The organism is Staphylococcus ratti, assembly GCF_020883535.1.
GTDB lineage: Bacteria > Bacillota > Bacilli > Staphylococcales > Staphylococcaceae > Staphylococcus > Staphylococcus ratti.
This window is the reverse complement of the sequence record NZ_CP086654.1, coordinates 1,542,369-1,556,014: the sequence shown is the minus strand read 5'-3', so window position 1 is coordinate 1,556,014 and position 13,646 is coordinate 1,542,369. Positions and strand designations below refer to the sequence as shown.

Annotated in this window: 16 protein-coding genes and 1 tRNA gene; 11 read left to right on the top strand and 6 right to left on the bottom strand. The window is 34.0% G+C overall.

Going from position 1 to position 13,646, the window contains the following annotated elements; translation table 11 throughout:
• Positions 1-264 precede the first annotated feature (264 nt).
• The gene (locus tag LN051_RS11515; RefSeq protein ID WP_420854009.1) at positions 265-324 is read right to left on the bottom strand and encodes an epsilon family phenol-soluble modulin; all 60 of its coding nucleotides are present in this window, start codon (positions 322-324) and stop codon (positions 265-267) included.
• Positions 325-664: 340 nt separating this feature from the next.
• On the opposite strand from LN051_RS11515, the gene LN051_RS07460 reads away from it, so the two are divergent.
• Together LN051_RS07460 and LN051_RS07455 are read left to right on the top strand one after the other, a co-directional pair.
• A complete protein-coding gene (locus LN051_RS07460; protein WP_229291916.1) occupies positions 665-1,033 on the top strand; it encodes a hypothetical protein in 369 nt (122 codons plus the stop codon).
• 1,185 nt (positions 1,034-2,218) lie between these two features.
• Positions 2,219-2,413: a hypothetical protein gene (locus tag LN051_RS07455; protein ID WP_229291915.1), complete on the top strand. Its 195-nt coding sequence runs from the start codon at positions 2,219-2,221 to the stop codon at positions 2,411-2,413.
• A 171-nt stretch (positions 2,414-2,584) separates the two neighbouring features.
• Here the strand turns inward: LN051_RS07455 and LN051_RS07450 are convergent.
• Positions 2,585-2,658, bottom strand: a tRNA-Arg gene (locus LN051_RS07450).
• 207 nt (positions 2,659-2,865) lie between these two features.
• Positions 2,866-3,087: a hypothetical protein gene (locus tag LN051_RS07445; RefSeq protein WP_229291914.1), complete on the bottom strand. Its 222-nt coding sequence runs from the start codon at positions 3,085-3,087 to the stop codon at positions 2,866-2,868.
• Positions 3,088-3,395: 308 nt separating this feature from the next.
• On the opposite strand from LN051_RS07445, the gene LN051_RS07440 reads away from it, so the two are divergent.
• Entirely contained in the window at positions 3,396-3,845 is a 450-nt protein-coding gene (locus tag LN051_RS07440; RefSeq protein WP_229291913.1) for a VOC family protein, read from the top strand.
• Between the two features lie 59 nt (positions 3,846-3,904).
• On the opposite strand, the gene LN051_RS07435 is transcribed toward LN051_RS07440, so the two are convergent.
• Together LN051_RS07435 and LN051_RS11510 are read right to left on the bottom strand one after the other, a co-directional pair.
• The gene (locus tag LN051_RS07435; RefSeq protein ID WP_420853971.1) at positions 3,905-5,209 is read right to left on the bottom strand and encodes a TrkH family potassium uptake protein; all 1,305 of its coding nucleotides are present in this window, start codon (positions 5,207-5,209) and stop codon (positions 3,905-3,907) included.
• 391 nt (positions 5,210-5,600) lie between these two features.
• Positions 5,601-5,675, bottom strand: a complete 75-nt coding sequence (locus LN051_RS11510) for an alpha-1/alpha-2 family phenol-soluble modulin (RefSeq protein ID WP_420854008.1) — start codon at positions 5,673-5,675, stop codon at positions 5,601-5,603.
• A gap of 481 nt (positions 5,676-6,156) precedes the next feature.
• Between LN051_RS11510 and LN051_RS07430 the strand changes: the two genes are divergently transcribed.
• From LN051_RS07430 to LN051_RS07420, 3 genes are read left to right on the top strand one after another with little or no spacing between them, the layout of a single operon-like run.
• Entirely contained in the window at positions 6,157-6,288 is a 132-nt protein-coding gene (locus tag LN051_RS07430) for a beta-class phenol-soluble modulin (RefSeq protein ID WP_229291911.1), read from the top strand.
• A gap of 59 nt (positions 6,289-6,347) precedes the next feature.
• Entirely contained in the window at positions 6,348-6,479 is a 132-nt protein-coding gene (locus tag LN051_RS07425; protein ID WP_229291911.1) for a beta-class phenol-soluble modulin, read from the top strand.
• Positions 6,480-6,538: 59 nt separating this feature from the next.
• Positions 6,539-6,670: a beta-class phenol-soluble modulin gene (locus LN051_RS07420; RefSeq protein WP_229291911.1), complete on the top strand. Its 132-nt coding sequence runs from the start codon at positions 6,539-6,541 to the stop codon at positions 6,668-6,670.
• A gap of 338 nt (positions 6,671-7,008) precedes the next feature.
• Here the strand turns inward: LN051_RS07420 and LN051_RS07415 are convergent, their stop codons facing one another.
• On the bottom strand, positions 7,009-7,461 hold the full coding sequence (locus LN051_RS07415; protein WP_229291910.1) for an N-acetyltransferase: 453 nt from the start codon (positions 7,459-7,461) through the stop codon (positions 7,009-7,011).
• A 429-nt stretch (positions 7,462-7,890) separates the two neighbouring features.
• On the opposite strand from LN051_RS07415, the gene bshC reads away from it, so the two are divergent.
• From bshC to LN051_RS07390, 5 genes are all read left to right on the top strand, one after another.
• Entirely contained in the window at positions 7,891-9,504 is a 1,614-nt protein-coding gene (gene bshC, locus LN051_RS07410; protein WP_229293642.1) for a bacillithiol biosynthesis cysteine-adding enzyme BshC, read from the top strand.
• 145 nt (positions 9,505-9,649) lie between these two features.
• On the top strand, positions 9,650-10,081 hold the full coding sequence (mraZ, locus tag LN051_RS07405; RefSeq protein WP_229291909.1) for a division/cell wall cluster transcriptional repressor MraZ: 432 nt from the start codon (positions 9,650-9,652) through the stop codon (positions 10,079-10,081).
• A gap of 39 nt (positions 10,082-10,120) precedes the next feature.
• Complete coding sequence (rsmH, locus tag LN051_RS07400; RefSeq protein WP_229291908.1) at positions 10,121-11,056, top strand: 16S rRNA (cytosine(1402)-N(4))-methyltransferase RsmH; 936 nt, start codon at positions 10,121-10,123, stop codon at positions 11,054-11,056.
• A gap of 17 nt (positions 11,057-11,073) precedes the next feature.
• Positions 11,074-11,493: a cell division protein FtsL gene (gene ftsL, locus LN051_RS07395; protein ID WP_229291907.1), complete on the top strand. Its 420-nt coding sequence runs from the start codon at positions 11,074-11,076 to the stop codon at positions 11,491-11,493.
• Positions 11,474-13,615, top strand: a complete 2,142-nt coding sequence (locus tag LN051_RS07390) for a penicillin-binding protein (RefSeq protein WP_229291906.1) — start codon at positions 11,474-11,476, stop codon at positions 13,613-13,615. The genes ftsL and LN051_RS07390 overlap by 20 nt, the downstream gene beginning before the upstream one ends.
• Positions 13,616-13,646 lie beyond the last annotated feature (31 nt).

The following is a 13,646-nucleotide window of genomic DNA, read 5'->3' as shown; positions in this document are numbered from 1 at the left end:
TCTTACCTACTTAACAACATAAAAAAACTGAATTTAGGGGAGTATTGTTTGTAAATCGCAGTTACAATGACTCAAGTGTAGTTGAAAACATTGTAACTAATATTAGTAAATATTTGTACAGTATGGATAATGATGCTTATTTATATGATGGTATTAAAATGATGCAAGATATATATCAAGCTACGGTGTGTCTACAGTATTTTTGAAAAATGGCCAACGAGATATACTCGCTAGCCATTCATACACATTTCGAACCAATTACAATTACTTAAATAAACCTTTGATGAATTCAATCAATTTTTTGATGAAGTTGATAATAAACATCGTAATCCCCCCTTTACTTTAAGTACCTTTATTATAGAACATTAATATTTTCAAATAATAAAAATGTCCTAAGTCGTTGTAATAAATTCCTAAAAGTACAAAAGGTAAAGAAGTCATTCATTTTGGAATTCCTAAATGTACAAAACCGAGTAGAAGCTACAAATATTGATAGAGCTGCTATTAAGTTAATAATTAATAATTAAAACAAAACAGTTGGGATTTTACGAACAAGAATAGAGATACGGGTATTAACGTAGAACTTGCGTTTACTGGAATCAGTCAAGGATAACTTTTAAATGAAGCTATATCTTGGTTATTTTAATATGTTAAGGAGGTTATTATGTTAAAAGAAAAAGAAAGTTTTAGATTGCTATATCAAGCTATAAGAGAACTAGCAAATAAACTTGGAGATAATCAACTAGAAACTAATTCTGTTAGTTTATTATTATTAGACTTTGATTTCGAACATGAAGTCTTTGATAATTTGTTTATAGCGATTTTAAAATATTTAAAAACAGTGAGAATTGAAGATATAAAACATAGTGAACTTTTAGATTTGATAGACAATACAATTCCAAAAGATCGACAACTCAATACATTTATCAAAAATAAAATAATTATTGGTTTTGCTAATAACTATTTCCCGAAATTACAAATATTAGCAGATAGAATAAAGTCTGATATGGGACATTTATTAAGTCAAGATTAGATACTTCATCAATTAAGATTATGAATAAAATTAAAAATAACCTTGATGCTTATTTTAAAGATATTGTTGAAGTAATTAACGGTGGTGCAATCCAAACTAGGTAAGTGCATTTAGAAAAGGCTATCCGTTATGGGTAGCCTGTTTTTTTATTTTAAAATATAATGTGAATCATATAATATAGAGCAAGAGGCTTATTCTCAATAGAGCTGTTGGGTGACGAGGTTTGTTGAAGAGGGAAGTTTCATTATGATTATTTATATTTTTTGTAGTCTATTGACAATAATAGCTTTTATCTCACTTTTCAAAAATATAGTTAGTAATAACAAAGATAAAAAGTTAGATGTTTTATCTAGCGTTTTACTTTTGATTTATTCTGCTATTCTTTTGATTTATGGTTTAGATTTTTAAGAATAAAATTAGTTTTTAGTAAGAATATGTATTTATTCAGAAGAAAAGTAAAAAGAGAAATAGAAGTTACAACAATTACGAATAGTGGCGTAGTATTAATGGTTAATACTTTAACAAAATACAAATAGCAGCACACATCTGTAAAGTGTATTTGGAGACATCCGTAACAACAGTTGTCTATTATATATTGTAATATTACATGAAATAGTTGTTTATGAAACGACTTGGCATGGCATAGCCATTTTAAGTGCCTACATTACATTATTTTAGAATTCACATGTGCGATTGACGAATCGGTTTGCTGTGTCCTCGAATGAGGGTAGGGTAATGTGATGTATATACATAACGACCAAGCCATATTACCTATTAATTTAGGGGTATGGTTATTTTTTTATGAAAAAAATTAAAAAAAGTTAAGGAAAATCGTTGATTTACACGGTTAAGCGTGATATAATATATTTAGACAGTTGAAAAGTTGAAAGGAGGGAAAAAGATGTTAGAGACTTTAGAAAGAATAGCAAACATCGTCTTCACAGTAGCCTCGACACTAGCCGTAATCAAAGCACTGAAAGACGATGATGAGAAATAAGGTTCCGCCTCAAACGGGGCAACCTTACTTATTTAAAGTCTAACATCTATTAAATATGAAAACAACTTCTATAATCTTAATACTGTTACTTTGGCTTAATTTATTCATCGGCAATTCATATACGAGCATAGCGTTAACTTTAGCGACAACTTTAGTAATTCTTAAACTGTATAAAAAGGGTGAATGATATGGATTTAGAAAATGTGAATAAAGCAATAGAAAAGTTATTTAAGACACAAAACGGTAGTCAAATATCTAAGGCTACTGGTTTGCCTTATCAAACTGTACAAGATTTAAGAAACGGAAAGGCTAGCATAAATGACGCTAGATTCAGAACCGTTGTCGCATTGTACAACTACCAAAAATCTTTAGAAAACAAATAAAGCGACCTGTAAAAGGGTCGCTTTTATTTTTGGGGTTTCGGGGACGTTTCGGGGACGTTCAGCACCAAACACGACATTCAACGAAAACTAACGAAAAACAACAAAATACCGTCATATCAACGTTTAAAGTTACGAGATATAACGGTAGAACAACGAAATATAATCTATTAGCGTCCTGGGAGGGATTCGAACCCCCGACCGATGGCTTAGAAGGCCATTGCTCTATCCAGCTGAGCTACCAGGACATTTTTTAACACAAGATTAATTATATCTAATCCTAAACAATAAATCAATATAAGCTCAAAAAAATTGTTGTCTTTTAACACCATACACAAAATTTTACAATTAATTTTCAATAAGGATGTTAGCATGTGCGGTGCATAGCTAATTCTAAGAACCGCACACGTTTCTAAAAAGTACACTCAAGATTGAACCATTGATGAGCGGTATTTTTACGGGAAAGTAGAAATAATATAGAGTAGAAGATAAATCGATAATATAAGTAAGACTATGCCTGTAAAGAAAAAATAGATGATATATCTTTGGATATTTTGAATATGATCTACATTCCAAAAGAATTTAAAGCCGCCTTGTTGATTCAAAGCAAGCGTGATAAATAATAAGATACAGGCTGTACCAACAGATGATGCAAGAATGAGTAATAATATGAGCATAAAATCAAACCCTAGCTTATAAGTTTAGTGTAAAAATGTAACAGATGTATTTAATTCGTATTTCGTGGAAATGGTATCACAAATGGAAGATTTTCTTTATGTGACACATTGGAAATGAGGTACCAATGTAAAAAAGCATGTTTGAGTGCTTTCATATCCTATTATACCTTTCTTATGAGTGTCTATCTACTCTAGGCATTTGAGGAGTGCATGAAACAATGAGGTCCTACAGTATTTATATATTGTTTAACTTATAAATTAAGTAGGTATATAGTGAGTAGGCTAGTATAAAGGAAAGGGAGTTTATTATGACATCATTATATCCTTATTTATCTTTTGAAAATACAAAGGAAGCACTTCAGTATTATGAAGAAGTTTTTGGAGCGACGGATGTTTTACGATTGCCATTAGGCGAAGAACAAGCGAGTCAGTTTGGTATAGACCCAGAAAAAGCAAGTGAAGCTACAATGCATTCCGAATTTTCAGTTGCTAATGTACAACTCTTTGCATCTGATTCATTTAGTGGAAATGATAAAATCAATAGTGCGATTTCTTTAATGTTAAATTACGATATTAACAATAAAACAGACGAAAAAGAAATTCAAGATTTATATGACCGTGTTAAAGATCATCCAAGTATTACAGTCGAAATGCCTTTTGAAGCACAATTATGGGGCGGTAAAATGGGTGTGCTCAAAGATCAGTACGGTGTACGTTGGATGTTACATGGTGAAGACATGACACAACGTCAACAATAAACACTTCAAAATGAATAAAAAAGGAGCCATCGACTCAGAATGAGACGAATGGCTCTTTTTTATAAATAAAGTTGACCTTTGGCGTAATAGAATGTTTCTCGTGTAGGTTGCTGAATTAAACTAAGTAGTGTGAGAACACCAATTTTACCAGCAATCATGGTCACAATAATAATCATCTTAGCGATAGCACCATACTCTGTAGAAATACCCGTTGATAGCCCGACCGTCCCAAATGCGGAGACGACTTCAAATGCGAGATCTTCAAAATTTAAATTTGGCTGAGCTATAGATATGAGTAAAATCATTAAAATGACAAATACACCTGTAGAAATGGCGATAGCGAGTGCTTTTTCCATTTGTCTACGCACGACCGTTCGATTAAAGATACGCGCATGTTGATGACCTTTTAAAATTGTAATGATAAACGCAATGACTAAAGCGAAAGTTGTAACTTTAATCCCACCTGCAGCACTCATAGGTCCTGCACCGATGTACATAAATACCATCATTAACAACATCGTTCCAGGAGCGAGGTGAGTCATATCTACCGTGTTAAAACCAGCAGTTCTTGTTGTGACAGATTGGAAAACTGAAGCCTGAAGTTGTTCAGGAAGTGTCATGGATTTCAATACACCATTACACTCTAGTATCCAAAAAGAAATCGCACCAACAATAATAAGAATTAATGTCATAATAATCGTGATTTTCGAATGAAATTGTAAGCGTCTACCTCTTTTTAAAGTAACCAAATCTAGAAGGACAATATAACCAAGACCACCAAAAACAATTAATAAAGCAACTGTAAAATTTACGATCGGATTTGTTGCATATGAAGCTAGGTTGTCTGAAAATAGAGAAAATCCTGCGTTATTCAAAGAGGAAATGGATGTGAATAAACTTATAAAAATCCCTCGGTCCCATCCGTACTGGGGAACAAAGACGAAAGATAAAAATAAAGTACCTAAGCTTTCGAGAATAATATTAAATAATAAAATATATTTCATAAAGAATGTGTAATTACGTGCGTCTTCTGTGTTGAGCTCTAATTGGAATAGGATATTTTCTCTTACAGATAGAGATTTTTGAGTGAATTTCAATGCGAGCATTGAAACGGCAACGATACCCATTCCTCCAATTTGAATAAGCAACATAATAACAATATCTCCAAGTATGTTGAATTGTTTTGTCACGTCGACGGTAGACAAACCTGTAACAGTAAACGCACTTGTTGCTACATACATAGCATCTAAAAAGGAAATGGGTTTTTGTCCTGTCCATGGAAGGTACAATAACACACTACCAATTAAAGTTGTCGACAAAAATAATGACAAATATAATAATATGGGTTGTTTCCTACTCTGCATCACTTGGACCTCAGTTCTTTTTGGGAATATCATACCATGATTATTATGATAAGCAAGTAAAATTTTGCATAAAAAAACGGTGATAGATTAGAAATCTAACTGATTTCATAATTCCATACCGTTGAAAAATATGAATATGACAAGTCTCAAGCATGTGCTTTTAACGATGATTGCTAAACATGTCTTTGATTATGAATTATACCAAATTATTCACATACTAAAATTTATTGGAATATAACACTGCATTAAAATGAAGATAAGATACACTTATGAGAAAATAAAGGTACATTACCAAAAATTGAAATGCGATTTTATACGTGTAGTGCTATTACTTTCAAGCTTTAAAGGGGTTAGAACGATGTAGTTCGTCCTAACCCCTTATATCATTACATTATTTCTTTTTGAATGTGTCAATTAAACCTTTGATTAATTTAATGATTCCAAGAATGATATCAGCCCAGAACATGTTGATAACCTCCTCTTATTTTTTACACTTTCAGTATAATAAATTTAAGGAGTTTTTTAGGTTATAATTCCTACAAATGTGGATTTACTGCGTAACTGTCATCACATTTTTCAAGGCAAGACACTTAGGCACTCTAAATGTTATTTTTTCGACATATATTGAGCAAGTTTTGCGTTTTAATGGCTGCAACAGATTTATTAAGCAATAGGATTAATTTGATTTTGATATGCGAATATAAAAGGGTAGACGAATTTTAAAATTAAGTAGCATTGTAAATTGTGTGTAAAGAAATAGCTACACCTAGGCATCCTAAATGTTTTGAAGCTTTTTATTTTTGACACTTAAGTAGAAAAAATGACGAGTTTTGAAATCAAGCGCAATTTAATTAATGGATTAGTTATAGTGTGAGTAACAAAACAAAACACAATTTAATCAAATGTAACTTTGTTTTGGAAAATCTACTATTGAGGAGTGTTGTTTTATGTCAGATTTAATCAAAGCAATTAAAGATACAGTACAAGCAGGTATTGACCATGATTGGGTAACAATGGGTACAGGCATCGCTGACATCGTTGCTAAAGGTATTGACGTAATTTCAGGTTTCTTCGGTTAATTATTAGTTTACTTTGTTGATTGATATTAAATTAAAATAAGAATTGGAGTGTATAATAAATGTCAGATTTAATCAAAGCAATTAAAGATACAGTACAAGCAGGTATTGACCATGATTGGGTAACAATGGGTACAGGCATCGCTGACATCGTTGCTAAAGGTATTGACGTAATTTCAGGTTTCTTCGGTTAATTATTAGTTTACTTTGTTGATTGATATTAAATTAAAATAAGAATTGGAGTGTATAATAAATGTCAGATTTAATCAAAGCAATTAAAGATACAGTACAAGCAGGTATTGACCATGATTGGGTAACAATGGGTACAGGCATCGCTGATATCGTTGCTAAAGGTATCGATGTAATCTCAGGTTTCTTTGGCTAATTCATATACTAAATAAGTTGAGTCATTACCGATTGGTTTGCCAGAATAATTGTGCTTAATGACTCAACATTATACCCCCCATTCTCGAGAACTAGAGGATGGGGGGTTCCTTTGCAGTTTAAAAAAAGAGGAGGACAATGTGTTGCTTTGATAGGTCGCATTACTCGACTTATCAAAGCAAGCAGTCACTTAATCCTACTCTCTTAATAGCGTGCATATTTAATTTTTAAGGCTTAGCATTCAAATAAATTGAAATGACATGTTTGGGAAGAGTAAGAACTTAACTGTCAAAAGAATGTGGCTTACTTGAGATAAGCTCAATTTAATTAATTAAAAAGTTATTTTTGTTTTTTAGGATCCCAAATTAAAATATCATGCCCTGCATCATTTTTAGCTTCGAGATCTGTAAAGCCATTATCAATAAAGAATGATTTTGATTCAAATCTTGCAATGGCTTTAATAGGTTCATTAAATGACTTTGCAAAATCTAATAATTTTGAACCGTAACCTTTTCCTTGATAGGCCTTTAATACTTCTAATTTCCACACAACAAGGTAATCATCATAATCTGGAAAGTACGTTTCTTCAACTTCACCTTTACGATAAAGCGCCATTCGGGCTCCAATCTTTTCGCCAACATAGATACCGTAAAATGGTGAATCTGAACTCGCATCAATCATTTCACCGTGAAATTCATCGACCATATAGAGGTCTTTGTTGCCGAAGTTTCGAAATTCCTCAAAAAGTTTCTCAGTACGATAGTTGATATCTAGATGTTCCACCTTTGTCATCAAAATGCCCCCTTGCGTTTGTTTCCTCAATTATAGCGTACTTATTTATATATTGAAAAGCAAAATCAACAGATTCAAACGATAGACGTCGAACCTGTTGATTTCGTGAAAGAAAATGGATTTTGTTTTTAGGCTTTTTTAGGCTTATTTGCCGATAGGTTGTTTACCACCTGAAGTGAAGATTGCGATGATTTGTTTAATTAATTCAATTATGATTCCCATTAGAATCACCTCCACTTATAATGTAACGCGAGCCAATATGTATTGGGGGATTGTTGCTTGAATTATCATATTTTGTGCTAAGGTGTTAATAATAGAAAAAATAATAACGAAATGGATGCCTCACTGTTGAAAGATATAAGCCGTAAAATTGTCATCGCGTTTGTTAAAGATTATACTGTTAAAGAATACGATATAAGGAGACCGAGCATGGAGTGTTATAACGTCACAGTCAATGAAAAGGATCAATTTATTCCAAAGTATACGAATCACAATCAAGAGTTGATTCAATTTTATGACTTTGATCCTAATAAAGAGGAAAGTTTTGCGACACGCATGGCACGACCGAATAATGGGAGAGAGCAACAACTTGCGCAAGTGATTCGCCAATATATGTCAGATTTAAAGCTATCAAGTGCGCAAGAACATGCTTTAAATCAGCTTGCTCAAGGCGCAAAAGTGGTTATAGGTGGTCAGCAAGCAGGTATTTTAACAGGCCCTTTATATACTTTTCACAAAATATTATCTATTATTGTTCAAGCTTCACAATTATCCGAAACGTATCAACAATTTGTAGTACCCGTATTTTGGATAGCGGGTGAGGACCATGATTTCGACGAAGTGAATCATACCTATGTCTATAATGAAGAAAAAGGTCAGTTGAAAAAGGTAAAGTATCATACTTTAACGCCGCCAGAAACGTCGGTATCTCATTTTGAGCCGGAAAGTAATGCTTTAATGGAAGTGGTTGAACAATATTTTGCTCAGCTTCCAGAGACGGTGCATACTAAAACATTAATCTGCGATTTAAAAAAAATGATTCAACAGAGTAATCATTGGACTGATTTATTTAAACAAATTATTCAAAGTTGCTTTAGCGATCAGGGATTATTAATGATCGATGCTAGTCATTCTGAACTTAGAAAATTGGAACTTCCATTTTTAAAAGCGTTATTTAAGGAACATTTAGAAGTAGATAAGGCGTTTAAAAATGGTCAAAACAAAACGCAACAGGGCGGTCTTTCTAAAATGATAGAAACAGATTCTAATGTGCATCTGTTTTTAGAATATGAGGGACAGCGCCAGTTACTTAAATATGAAGAAGGTAAGTATGAACTGAGCAAATCAACGAATAGTATGACGACAGAAGAAATTTTAAAGTTAATCGATCAATCTCCAGAGCGATTTTCTAATAATGTTGTCACACGTCCATTGATGCAAGAATGGTTATTTAATACAGTGGCCTTTGTAGGAGGGCCAAGTGAAATAAAATATTGGGCTGAACTACATCAAGTTTTTCAGAACTTTGACATTGAAATGCCAATTGTTTTGCCTCGCTTAAGATTGACGTATCTTACAGCTAAAACTAAAAAATTATTAGCACAGTACCAATTAAATGTTTCTGAAGTAATTGCTAATGGGACGTATGAAGCGCAAGAAAAATTTATACGGGCGAAAGCCTCTAACGAAGTGATTGAAGAGATTGATGCTATGATAAAACAACAAGAAGCTTTTTATGAGCGGTTGGCCAACGAGATGTCAAAAACAGAAGATAATCAGAAGCTTTTGAGGAAAAATCACCAAATACAGTTACATCAGTATCAGTATTTAAAACAACGTTATCTTACAAATATTGAAAGAGAAAATGATATAAGCATGCGTCATTTTAATCAATTAACATCGGCTCTCCATCCAATGGGTGGCTTACAAGAACGAATATTAAATCCATTACAATTTTTAAATATTTTTGGGTGGGATATGTACACGTCCTCCACTTTCCCTCCACTTGATTACACATTTGAACAATTGATTATAGAAACCTAGTAATACCAAGGGTTTAAGAGAGATTCGAAGCGTTTCGAATCTCTTTTTTTTATGTCCATTTTGATAAAGTTTGGAGATTTTTACATAATTAGTGGAGGATAGTGGGGAGATGTGGTAAATTATAGATAAGGTGAGGTGAGATAAGATGTTCATGGGTGAATTCGAAAATAAATTAGATATCAAAGGACGTATGATAGTACCGTCCAAGTTTCGCTATGACCTGAATGAGCGTTTTATTATCACTAGAGGCCTAGATAAATGCTTGTTTGGATATACACTTGATGAATGGCAAACCATAGAAGAGAAAATGAAAACCTTACCTATGACCAAAAAAGACGCAAGAAAGTTTATGCGTATGTTTTTCTCTGGTGCTGTCGAAGTGGAAATTGACAAACAAGGCAGAATTAACATCCCTGCTAAATTAAGGGAATATGCAAATCTTGATAAAGACTGTACGGTGATTGGCGTATCAAATCGTATTGAAATTTGGGACCGTCAAACATGGAATGATTTTTATGACGAATCTGAAGACAGTTTTGAAGAGATTGCCGAAGATTTAATTGATTTTGATTTTTAAAAATAGCTGGAAAGCAAAACGAAAATGGAGGGTTTCACTGTGTTTCATCACATTAGCGTGTTATTAAAAGAAACGGTAGACCAACTTAATATTAAGGCAAATGGTGTCTACGTGGATTGCACGTTAGGTGGCGCAGGACACTCAGCGTATTTGCTTAGTCAGTTATCTGATGAAGGTCGACTCATCGCAATAGATCAAGATATGACAGCAATTAACAACGCGAAGGAAAAGTTGAAAGATGAACTTCATAAAGTCACCTTTGTCCATGACAACTTTAGAAATTTGGCTCAAGTATTAGATGAGCTTGGGATAGAAAAAGTGGATGGCATTTTATATGACCTTGGTGTATCGAGTCCTCAACTTGACGTCCCAGAACGGGGATTTAGTTACCATCATGATGCGAGACTAGATATGAGAATGGATCAAACACAAGCGCTTTCAGCATATGAAGTAGTAAATGAATGGTCTTATGAAGGTTTGGTTAAAATATTTTTCCGTTATGGAGAGGAGAAATTTTCTAAGCAAATCGCTCGTAAAATCGAAACGAGACGCCAAACACAGCCAATTGAAACAACATTAGAACTTGTCGAACTGATCAAAGAAGGCATCCCAGCAAAAGCGAGACGTAAAGGTGGGCATCCTGCAAAGCGCGTGTTTCAGGCGATTCGTATTGCAGTAAACGATGAATTGTCTGCATTCGAAGATTCTCTAGAACAAGCAATTGATCATGTGAAAGTGAACGGTCGCATTTCAGTCATTACATTCCATTCATTAGAAGATCGTTTATGTAAACAAATGTTTCAAGAGTACGAAAAAGGACCGGATGTACCAAGGGGACTACCGGTTGTTCCAGAAGCTTACACGCCAAAATTAAAACGTGTAAATCGCAAACCCATTGTTGCAAGTGATTCAGATTTAGAAGCAAATAATCGTGCAAGAAGCGCAAAGCTTAGAGTGGCCGAAATATTGAAATAAAGGGGCGAAACAATCAGATGGCAGTAGAAAGAGTATACGAAGCGTATCATCAAGAGGCAGCACAACCACAAGTAACACCTAATCCAAAACGTAAAGTAACACCGCAACCCGAAACGCGAAAACAACAAGCCAAAAAGACAATCGTTGTTGGGTTAACAAGATTTGAGAAAATGTTATACATATCATTAGTAACTATCATTGCAGTGATTAGTATCTATATGCTATCGTTGAAAATGGATGCATATGATACAAATGGCAAGGTAGCAAGTTTAGAACAAAAAATTGAAAAGCAAACAAGTCAAAATAGCGCATTGGAAGCAGAAACTAAACAAAACGCCTCATATAAACGCATCTATGATAAAGCCCACGAACAGGGTATGAGCCTTAAGAATGACAATGTAAAGGTAGTGCGTAAAAATGCCGAAACGCAAAATTAAGATAAAAAAAAATAAGCTAGGAGCAGTCCTCCTGATTGGTTTTTTTGGACTGCTCTTTTTTCTATTGGTTTTAAGATATAGTTTCGTAATGTTAACAGGCCACTCATCTGGAGAAGATTTAATTGCAAAAGCAAACCACAAATACTTAGCTAAGCTCGATGAACAAGCTGAACGAGGTAAAATTTACGACAGAAATGGAAAAATTTTAGCAGAAGATGTAGACCGTTTTAAATTGGCTGCAGTAGTAGACCCTAAAGCGAGTAAAGATTCTGATAAAATACGTCATGTCAAAGATAAAAAAGATACAGCTAAAAAGTTAGCTAAGATTATTGATATGCCTGAAAAAGAAATCGAGAAACGTTTAAATGTCAAAAAAGCGTTTCAAGTTGAGTTTGGGAAAGCAGGTCAAGGCTTAACTTATCAAGATAAAGAAAAAATAGAAAAAATGAAACTACCCGGTATTACGTTATATCCAGAAGTAGAGCGTTTTTATCCTAATGGCAACTTTGCCTCTCACTTAGTTGGTTTAGCCCAAAAAAATCCAGATACTGGAGAGTTGAAAGGAGCATTAGGGGTCGAAAAAATATTCGACAGCTATTTGTCTGGAAAAAAAGGTCACGCGTCATTTTCAACGGATATTTGGGGCTACATCACACCAAATTCAAAAAATGAAATTGCGCCAGAGCGTGGTGACGACGTACATTTAACGATTGATTCTAATATGCAAGTGTTTGTCGAAGAAGCTTTAGATGATATGGTTAAACGTTATGAACCTAAAGATATTTTCGCAGTTGTGATGGATGCTAAAACAGGTGAGATTTTAGCCTTCAGCCAAAGACCTACATTTAACCCTGAGACAGGTGAAGGTTTTGGAAAGAAATGGGCAAACGACCTGTACCAAAATACGTATGAACCAGGATCAACGTTTAAAAGTTTTGGATTAGCGGCTGCGATTCAAGAAGGTGAATTTGATCCAAAGAAAAAGTATGAATCTGGGCATAGAGACATTCAAGGTTCACGTATTTACGACTGGAATAAAAAAGGTTGGGGAGAAATTAATATGGGACTAGGTTTCACATATTCTTCCAACACTTTAATGATGAAATTGCAAGATTTAGTCGGTGCAGATAAAATGCAATCCTGGTATGAAAAATTTGGCTTTGGCAAATCAACAGACAGCTTGTATGATGGCGAAGCAAGCGGCCACATTGCGTGGGATAACGAATTGATGCAAAAAACATCTGCTTTTGGACAGTCTACAACAGTTACACCGGCTCAGATGTTACAGGCGCAATCGGCCTTCTTTAATAAAGGAAATATGATAAGACCTTACTTTATTCAATCGATCATGAATCCGGTTGAAGATAAAACATTTTATAAAGGCGAACGTCAAGAAACCGGCAAACCCATTACCAATGACACTGCAGAAAAAGTTAAAAAGCAGCTAGATGAAGTTGTAAATAGCAAAGACAGTCATGCTAAAAACTATCGTGTAGATGGCTATCATATCGGTGGTAAGACAGGGACTGCTCAAGTTGCTGACGAAAAAAATGGTGGTTATGTACAAGGTCCAAATCCATATTTTGTAAGCTTTATGGGACATGCGCCAAGTAAAGATCCGCGTATCGTCGTTTATGCAGGCATGAGTTTAGCACAAAAACGTGACCAAGAAGCCTATGAAATGGGTGTGAGCCGTGCATTTGTGCCTATCATGCAAAATTCTCTGCAATATTTAAACGTTGGTAACGACGAAGTGAAAAATAATGGGAAATTAAATGAAGTGCCTGATGTCACAAATCAATCTGTTCAAAGAGCAGAAGACACACTTAAAGGTAAATCATTTAATCCTGTTGTTATTGGTAAAGGTGATAAAGTTGTAAATCAAAGTCCAGATAATAAAGTGAAATTACTACCAAACAGCAACGTATTGATTATGACGGATGGAGATCTTACAATGCCAGATATGACAGGGTGGACACGTGATGATATCATCGCTTTTCAATCTCTTACAGGCATAAAAGTAAAAGTGAAAGGGAGTGGATTTGTGAAATCGCAATCTATCTCACCACAAGCTACAATTAATAAAAAACAACAAGTTGAAGTAGAATTAAAAGCGCAATAAATTAAAAGTTTGATATATTAGAAGCATAAGA

Bases quoted from the DNA above. Each gene is read 5' to 3' on its own strand.
- LN051_RS07460 (WP_229291916.1), top strand. From the start codon at position 665: ATGTTAAAAGAAAAAGAAAGTTTTAGATTGCTATATCAAGCTATAAGA.
- LN051_RS07455 (WP_229291915.1), top strand. From the start codon at position 2,219: ATGGATTTAGAAAATGTGAATAAAGCAATAGAAAAGTTATTTAAGACA.
- LN051_RS07445 (WP_229291914.1), bottom strand. From the start codon at position 3,087: ATGCTCATATTATTACTCATTCTTGCATCATCTGTTGGTACAGCCTGT.
- LN051_RS07440 (WP_229291913.1), top strand. From the start codon at position 3,396: ATGACATCATTATATCCTTATTTATCTTTTGAAAATACAAAGGAAGCA.
- LN051_RS07435 (WP_420853971.1), bottom strand. From the start codon at position 5,209: ATGCAGAGTAGGAAACAACCCATATTATTATATTTGTCATTATTTTTG.
- LN051_RS07430 (WP_229291911.1), top strand. From the start codon at position 6,157: ATGTCAGATTTAATCAAAGCAATTAAAGATACAGTACAAGCAGGTATT.
- LN051_RS07425 (WP_229291911.1), top strand. From the start codon at position 6,348: ATGTCAGATTTAATCAAAGCAATTAAAGATACAGTACAAGCAGGTATT.
- LN051_RS07420 (WP_229291911.1), top strand. From the start codon at position 6,539: ATGTCAGATTTAATCAAAGCAATTAAAGATACAGTACAAGCAGGTATT.
- LN051_RS07415 (WP_229291910.1), bottom strand. From the start codon at position 7,461: ATGACAAAGGTGGAACATCTAGATATCAACTATCGTACTGAGAAACTT.
- bshC (WP_229293642.1), top strand. From the start codon at position 7,891: ATGGAGTGTTATAACGTCACAGTCAATGAAAAGGATCAATTTATTCCA.
- mraZ (WP_229291909.1), top strand. From the start codon at position 9,650: ATGTTCATGGGTGAATTCGAAAATAAATTAGATATCAAAGGACGTATG.
- ftsL (WP_229291907.1), top strand. From the start codon at position 11,074: ATGGCAGTAGAAAGAGTATACGAAGCGTATCATCAAGAGGCAGCACAA.
- LN051_RS07390 (WP_229291906.1), top strand. From the start codon at position 11,474: ATGCCGAAACGCAAAATTAAGATAAAAAAAAATAAGCTAGGAGCAGTC.